The 7,459-nt window shown below is 45.3% G+C and carries 4 protein-coding genes and 1 pseudogene; 2 read left to right on the plus strand and 3 right to left on the minus strand.

Annotation, left to right across the window (positions count from 1 at the left end; all coding sequences use genetic code 11):
* Window positions 1–227 precede the first annotated feature (227 nt).
* Window positions 228–3,128: an aminomethyl-transferring glycine dehydrogenase gene (gene gcvP, locus ABZA00_RS15585; RefSeq protein WP_372883078.1), complete on the plus strand. Its 2,901-nt coding sequence runs from the start codon at window positions 228–230 to the stop codon at window positions 3,126–3,128.
* Between the two features lie 38 nt (window positions 3,129–3,166).
* Window positions 3,167–3,331 carry a hypothetical protein gene (locus ABZA00_RS15590; RefSeq protein WP_372882713.1) on the plus strand — a complete coding sequence of 55 codons (165 nt, stop codon included), beginning with the start codon at window positions 3,167–3,169 and terminating at the stop codon, window positions 3,329–3,331.
* A gap of 127 nt (window positions 3,332–3,458) precedes the next feature.
* Here ABZA00_RS15590 and ABZA00_RS15595 read toward each other — a convergent pair.
* The 3 genes and pseudogenes from ABZA00_RS15595 to ABZA00_RS15605 form a co-directional block, all read right to left on the minus strand.
* A pseudogene (locus ABZA00_RS15595) lies at window positions 3,459–4,099 on the minus strand (RpiB/LacA/LacB family sugar-phosphate isomerase).
* 465 nt (window positions 4,100–4,564) lie between these two features.
* Entirely contained in the window at window positions 4,565–5,923 is a 1,359-nt protein-coding gene (locus tag ABZA00_RS15600; protein WP_372883079.1) for an MATE family efflux transporter, read from the minus strand.
* A gap of 94 nt (window positions 5,924–6,017) precedes the next feature.
* On the minus strand, window positions 6,018–6,734 hold the full coding sequence (locus ABZA00_RS15605) for a FadR/GntR family transcriptional regulator (protein WP_372883080.1): 717 nt from the start codon (window positions 6,732–6,734) through the stop codon (window positions 6,018–6,020).
* Window positions 6,735–7,459: the final 725 nt, after the last annotated feature.

The following is a 7,459-nucleotide window of genomic DNA, read 5'->3' on the forward strand; positions in this document are numbered from 1 at the left end:
AACGCAGCGCAGGACGCTTTTAGATGAACCCGTAGGGCAGCATTTGCTCGAGCTTTCTACTTCGTTATCGCCAGCTTATGTAGAACAACTACACTACGCAGGCTCTGCCTTGTATAAAACACGAACAAATTGCTGCAAAAACACACGCGAAAGGTCAACAGACCCTAGCACTATTATCTCAGCACTGAAAGTGCCTCAAATAGGTAGAAATTGTTCAGGAACCCCCTATGACCGATAAAACTCTTCTTCATCTATTAAGTAACAATAACGAATTTGCTACCCGTCACAATGGGCCGAACGCAGCACAGCAGGAAGTAATGCTAGAGACTATCGGCGTACACAGTGTTGAACAGCTTATTAATCAAACTGTGCCCGGATCAATTCGCCTATCCAAGTCAATGAAATTAGCACCGGCACAAAGCGAATCAGAGATGCTGACTGCATTAAGGACGATAGCCAACAAGAATGTGGTTAACCGGAGCTTTATCGGGCAGGGATATTACAACAACTTAACCCCTGATGTTGTACTGCGTAATGTGCTGGAAAATCCTGGCTGGTATACAGCTTATACCCCTTATCAGCCGGAGATATCTCAGGGCCGTCTGGAGTCATTATTAAACTATCAGCAAATGGTTATGGATTTAACCGCAATGGAGTTGGCTAATGCGTCGTTATTAGATGAAGCCACTGCTGCCGCAGAATCAATGACCCTGTGTAAACGAGCGGGCAAAAGTAAGAGTATGGCTTTCTTCGTGGCTGATGACGTTCACCCGCAAACCATAGACGTGGTGCGCACCCGCGCAGAATATATAGGTTATGAGATTATCATGGGTGCAGTTGAAGAGCTTGATAATCATGATGTATTTGGAGCCCTACTGCAGTACCCGGGCACCACGGGTAATGTTCAGGATCTCAGCGAGATTATCGATAAAGCGCATAACAAAAAGACTCTGGTGGCTGTTGCCTCTGATTTATTAGCATTAACAGTGCTTAAAGCACCGGGTGAAATGGGCGCAGACGTTGTGATTGGCAGTGCACAACGTTTTGGTGTGCCAATGGGATTTGGTGGCCCGCACGCCGGTTTCATGGCGACCAGAGACAAATTCAAACGCACTATGCCCGGCCGCGTTATCGGAGTTTCTAAAGACAGCAAAGGCAAGCAGGCGTTGCGCATGGCAATGCAGACCCGCGAACAGCATATCCGCCGTGAAAAAGCGACTTCCAACATCTGTACAGCTCAGGCTCTGTTAGCTAATATGTCTGCCTTTTATGCCCTTTATCACGGTCCCAAAGGGCTGCGTAAAATAGGACGCCGCGTGCATCATCTAACTGCCATTTTAGCAGCCGGGTTACGCAGTGAAGGGATAGAATTAGCCAGCCTGCACTTCTTCGATACGCTCACCCTGAATACCAATGAGCACAGCAAAGCGATTTACCACCGCGCGCTGGCCGAGGGCATGAATTTACGCAAATTCCCTACGCCTGATAATATCCCGGTACAATTGGGTGTCAGCCTTGATGAAACAACAACCGTTAAAGACGTTGAAGATTTATTACTGGCCATTACCGGTAAACCTCTCCTGGTTGCAGACTTTGAAGCGCAGGTAGCCGGCGATGAATTTGAAGCTATACCTGTATCATGCCGTCGCACCAGTCAGTACTTAACGCATCCGGTATTTAACCAATATCACAGTGAAACCCAGATGATGCGTTATATGAAAAAACTGGAAAATAAAGATTATTCGCTGACCCACGGTATGATCCCGCTGGGAAGCTGTACCATGAAACTCAATGCCGCAGCGGAAATGCAGCCCGTTACCTGGCCTGAATTTGGCCAAATGCACCCTTTCGCACCTACAGAGCAAAGCTTTGGTTATCAGGAGCTGGCTGAAAAATTAACTGAGATGCTTTGCGAAATAACCGGCTACGATGGTTTTTCACTGCAACCTAACTCCGGTGCGCAGGGCGAATATGCCGGTCTTATCGCCATTCAGCGCTACCATCAAAGCCGGGGGGACAATCATCGTAACGTTTGTTTGATTCCAAGCTCGGCACACGGCACAAACCCAGCCACAGCGGCAATGGTATCAATGAAGGTGGTGGTAGTCGGCTGCGATCCACAGGGTAATATCGATCATGCCGATTTAAAAGCTAAGATTGAAAAACACCGGGAAAATCTCTCCTGCATCATGATCACCTATCCTTCTACACATGGCGTTTATGAAGAAGGCATTCAGGAAGTGTGTGAATGGGTGCATGAGGCCGGCGGTCAGGTCTACCTCGACGGCGCAAACATGAATGCACAGGTTGGATTGACCAGCCCGGGTTTTATCGGTTCGGATGTCTCGCATCTTAACCTGCATAAAACATTCTGTATTCCTCACGGCGGCGGCGGCCCGGGCATGGGCCCAATTGGTGTAAAAAAACACCTTATACCTTTCCTGCCGGGGCATATTGAAGTAACGGAGTCTGCTGATAGCAAACATTACGCAGTATCAGCAGCGGAATTAGGCTCGGCTTCTATTCTGCCTATCTCATACGCTTATATTGCCATGATGGGAGAGCAGGGATTAACCGAGGCCACTAAACTGGCGATTTTAAACGCCAACTATGTAATGGAGCGTTTACGTCCGCACTATCCGGTGCTGTTTATCGGTAAACAAGGGCGCGTTGCTCACGAATGTATTATTGATATCCGCCCTATCGAAGAGAGCTGCGCTATTTCAGGTGAAGATGTGGCTAAGCGCTTGATGGATTATGGTTTCCATGCACCAACTATGTCCTTCCCGGTGCCCGGTACGTTAATGATTGAGCCTACTGAATCAGAAGATTTAGCTGAACTGGACCGCTTTTGCGATGCCATGATTGCCATTCGTGACGAAATCAGACAGGTAGAAAAGGGTCAGTGGTCGGCGACGGACAATCCGCTGGTGAATGCACCCCATACACAAGCTGATTTAATGGTGGCTGAATGGACGCATGATTACAGCCGTGAACTGGCTTGTTTCCCGTCTGCTCAGACAAAAGACGCAAAATACTGGCCAACAGTAAACCGGGTTGATAACGTCTTTGGTGACCGTAATTTAATCTGCTCATGTCCGAGCATTGAAAGTTACATTGAAGAATAACACCTGCTACGGGTAATTATACCAATTCCGATAATTAGATGATCTATTTAGGCGTAGAAAAAATGGATGAAAGCAAGGCATTGATTGCAGTAACTAGTTGTTCTAATTATACAAAATCGTATGGAACGATTTTGAACAGCTTTAGCTGGCCACAAAGTGGTGAAGAACAGGACGTTCTGAATCAAATCAATAACAAAGACTAAAACGTATTTTTATGTCTGGCGAGCATTCATTTTAACAAGCATAAATGAATAGATAATTATCGGATTTGGTATTATATGCCATCGACAAACTTAATACGGCAATTCACCATGTATACGTGCGGTGAAGTTAACGTAACAGAGACTTCACATAGGCTTCAATTTCCGCTACCTGACAGTTGTCAAAAAAACACTGCTGGAAGCGTTCACCGGAGACAGCCGTTTTCACCAGTTCCTGGTCGATAGCTTTCAGCGTATCTAAATAATCATCTTTTAGCATAGCGGCTTTAACATCGTTTAAAATTACCGCATTACGTTGCTGCGGCTCCGCACGCTCGAGAGGATAGCCCTGGCCGAGCTCACCGGTAGTGAAGGCTTTTTCAAAGATATAACGAAGATTAATTTCAGCTCCCCAACCGTACCCTTTGGCAAAAGCCGACGCCAGCGCGTTGCCATTATTGATTTGGTTAAACAGGAATGCATCCGATGGTTCCAGACAATAACCGCACACTACACCAGGGGGGATGTTAAGAGACATCATGCTCCCTGGCCGGTACCACAACCTGCCACAACAAAATTTACCGCTTTTGAATTGAGAAGAATACTCGCCATAATCCCCAGATGAATATCAGTCAGGTGATGATCGTTTTCATCACTCATGCCCACGTTGTAAACAGGGTAATCCAGTGCACTGACAACATCCTGTAGTTCTCTGTAAACTACTGTGTTTTTGCCTGCTTGACTGTTTTCCATCATTAATGCAATTTTCAATCGTTTCTCCTGCAGAATTAACCGTAAGTTTAATAAATGTAAAAGGCGGTTGGTAATTTGACTTCTATGGCCTTGAGTTTCTTTTCCTGGATACGTGTTTAACTATTGTCAATTACCACATCTATACCCATGTTACTTCAAAATGCTTTGTCAGGCACGAGCTTGGAAATCAGAGCAAGGCGCAACATGAGGTAATGGCTACTCCCTTTTCGATTGCTGCAACGCAGAGCTGGTTTTCGAGCTCGCGCCCCGTAGGGCAAGGGAAATTGCACCAATCTGCTTTGTTATAAAATCTCTCTGTAGAATAACTAGACTTCAATTTTATGCCTGGCATCTCGGCACAATTGACCTTGCTGACTTTGCATCTTGAAGTATCATGGGTATAAGTACTGCATGGGAACTAAGGTATTTTCAGCCATCAGCTGATAACCCGCAGGTCGAACTCAAAATGGCAGAAAGCTTAGCTTAGTCATACATCAACTTGCTGGCTTTATTCAAATCAAACTCGTTAAGAGAGTTTCTCGCCAGAAGCCGGAATGGCAGCATTTTCACTATTTCTTCAAAGGGTTGAACTGCAAATGCCCAGAATATTGAAGCGTCAAAGGCCAAAATAATTAACGCACAGAGTGGAATGGCGATCAGCCATTGTCCGGTGAAATTGATTTTGAATACCGCGGTGGTTTTACCCAAAGCACGCAGTACATGCCCGTGTACGGTGTTATAACCACGCACAACAGGTAACAGAATATAAAGTGGCGCGATTACCGTTAACGCTTGATAGGTTGCCGGATCCAAATCGGGATATAGATCACCAATAACAAAGCTCAGTGCGACAAAAAAGAAAGCAGACAAAATAGAAATAACAACAGCCATATCAATACTGGTATCGACATTTTTCCTCAGATCATCCATCTGTTTTGAGCCAATGGCCTGGCTAATCGTTATTGCAGAAGAGTGCGCCCATGCAGTAATAAACTGTGTACCGGAACGAAGCCATGGCATAACCAGCGTAATGGCAACGTAGGCATTAATATTAAGTTGTGAGTAAAGCAGCTGATAGATGGTCGCTCCGATAGAAAGCATGGTGACATTCGCTGCAACAGGAAAAATCTCTTTAAAATGATGATGGATGTTGGTTTTTAATCCAGAACGAAAGGTATTAAATGATAACTGAATACTCTTATCGTAGTGTATATATAGGTACAGATAGAGTGACCGAATAAGGATCGCGATGACGCTACCAATAGCTGCCCCCTGAACGCCCAAGCCATGCCAATCCCCCCATCCGTGAATAAACAGATAAGACGAAAGTGCATTGATAGGTAACTCAATCAAATACCCCCTGAAAGGAACTTTGGTTCTACCCAGGCCGTTGAATAAAGCCGTAAAAACTTGTGTCAGCGCAGTAAATAAAACCAGATACTTAGCAATATTAAGGTAACTTGAGATCTTCAGGTGGAGTGACAGATCATTCGTCAGAGTTTGAATTAAGACCTGGTCAAACAGCGTAAGCACAGCCCAAAACAGAAAAGCGATCAGGAAGTTGATGATAAGCCCGGATAAAAATGCTTTGTTAAGAGAAGATTGAACGCCGGAGCCGACCGCCCGGCTGAGTACCAGTTGCGTACCGTTTGCCAGTGCCATTTGAATGCCAAGAATGAAGGCAATAATGGTTGTTGCGATTCCCATGGCCGCAAGTGGAACCTCTCCCAAGGGAGAGACTAATAAGGTGTCTATCATAAGCATCGACTGCATCAACAAAGCATTAAGTGCCAGCGGCCAGGCCAGAGAGATATTTTTTTTAAGGTAAGATTGGGAAGACACGAAAAAAAACCTTATTTTGTTAGAGTTACTGACCCAAGTACCACTTCGCGGTTATTCCCGGCATGGTATTTTTTAATGACCACCGGCACAAGCATCAAGCATTTGCGACCAAAGCAAGCTTCTGGTTCTCATCATCAAGCAGCATTCGGGAAGCCGCTCGAGCCTGAATAGCATTGCCGGTCATGATCGCGTCATAAATGGCCTGATGCTCGGCGAGGCAGAATCGCTCCCCTTCTGATGAACGATCGATAAACTGTTTAAAAATCGTTTCCAGAAGATGCCCAAACGGAATATAGAACTGATTCCCCGTCGACAGGAAAACTGTCTGATGAAATTGATGATCATTGATTATCCATTCCTGGTAATCGATATGATTTGCAGCAAGGGTCATCTTTTGAAATAACAGGGACAGTATTTTACGTTGTTCCAAGGTGGCATTTATCGCGGCGAGCGCACAAGCCTCCGGCTCTATTGCTTTTCGAAGCCCTAAGAACTGCGCTAAAAATGGCTGGGTATCTTCGATATCTTCTATCCAGTCAAGGAGTTGAGAATCAAGAAAGTGCCAGTTGGAGCGGGGAAGAATGCGCGTGCCTACTTTGGGCTTGGATTCAATCAACCCTTTTGCCGAAAGTAGTTTGGTCGATTCGCGCAATGCAGTTCGGCTGACGCCAAACTGATCACATAACTCCATTTCACTCGGCAATTTTTGATTTTCTTTCAGTTCACCGGACAAAATTTTACAGGCTATCTGCCTCGCTATCTGGACATGAATACGGCGGCCTGAATGTGCTAATGTTGAGAATATGGGCATGAAGCAACCTTATAATAAAGAGTTGAAGCAAAAAATAGGTATCAGAAAACCGCTCAAACAGACTTTTGTTTACACCCGGGATAGGCTCTCGGATACCACTGCAGCGGCGCCACAATCATCAGCCGGGAAAAATTAGTGAGCGTTGCTGCAGCTGCTTCTAAACTGCGAAACAATCCATTAAGCTCTCCTCTGCGATCAATTTTGCGACTGGGTAAAATCTAGTATGTCCACCCAAACGATCCGCGTAGTAAATTAGAACAGTCGGCATGAAAGACTAACCCCAGAGATTACTTATTATATTGTATTACAATATAATATAATAAGTGAGTGATGAAAATATAAAAAACTGAATTTTCCAACAGCCAGCTTAATTTTGAGAGGCCGGTCAACTTATATATTTCGCATTAAGGAATTTGTTGGCGATTAAGCGATAGGTCGACGGGCTTAAAGCCCCGGTATATGGAAGTAGATTGGCAGATAAGCCCCGGAAGAAAATCCCCCCCTCTTTTGTCAAGATGAACTACCAGGGTATTGGCAGGAGAGGCTTTAGGTCCTGTTGATCTTTCGTGGTTGATTTTTGTTCCATCTAAAAGCGTTCTGAGCAAGGCGCGAGGAGCGAAGCATAGTTATTCTATGTAAACGACGAGCAACGCAGCGCAGGACGCTTTTAGATGAACCCGTAGGGCAGCATTTGTTCGAGCTTTCTACTTCGTTATCGCCAGCTT

It is taken from the genome of Psychromonas sp. (genome assembly GCF_041586535.1).
GTDB lineage: Bacteria > Pseudomonadota > Gammaproteobacteria > Enterobacterales > Psychromonadaceae > Psychromonas.

What these genes read in the sequence shown, in the direction of transcription:
- ABZA00_RS15590 (WP_372882713.1), top strand. Translation starts at nt 3,167, where the DNA reads ATGATCTATTTAGGCGTAGAAAAAATGGATGAAAGCAAGGCATTGATT.
- gcvP (WP_372883078.1), top strand. Translation starts at nt 228, where the DNA reads ATGACCGATAAAACTCTTCTTCATCTATTAAGTAACAATAACGAATTT.
- ABZA00_RS15605 (WP_372883080.1), bottom strand. Translation starts at nt 6,734, where the DNA reads ATGCCCATATTCTCAACATTAGCACATTCAGGCCGCCGTATTCATGTC.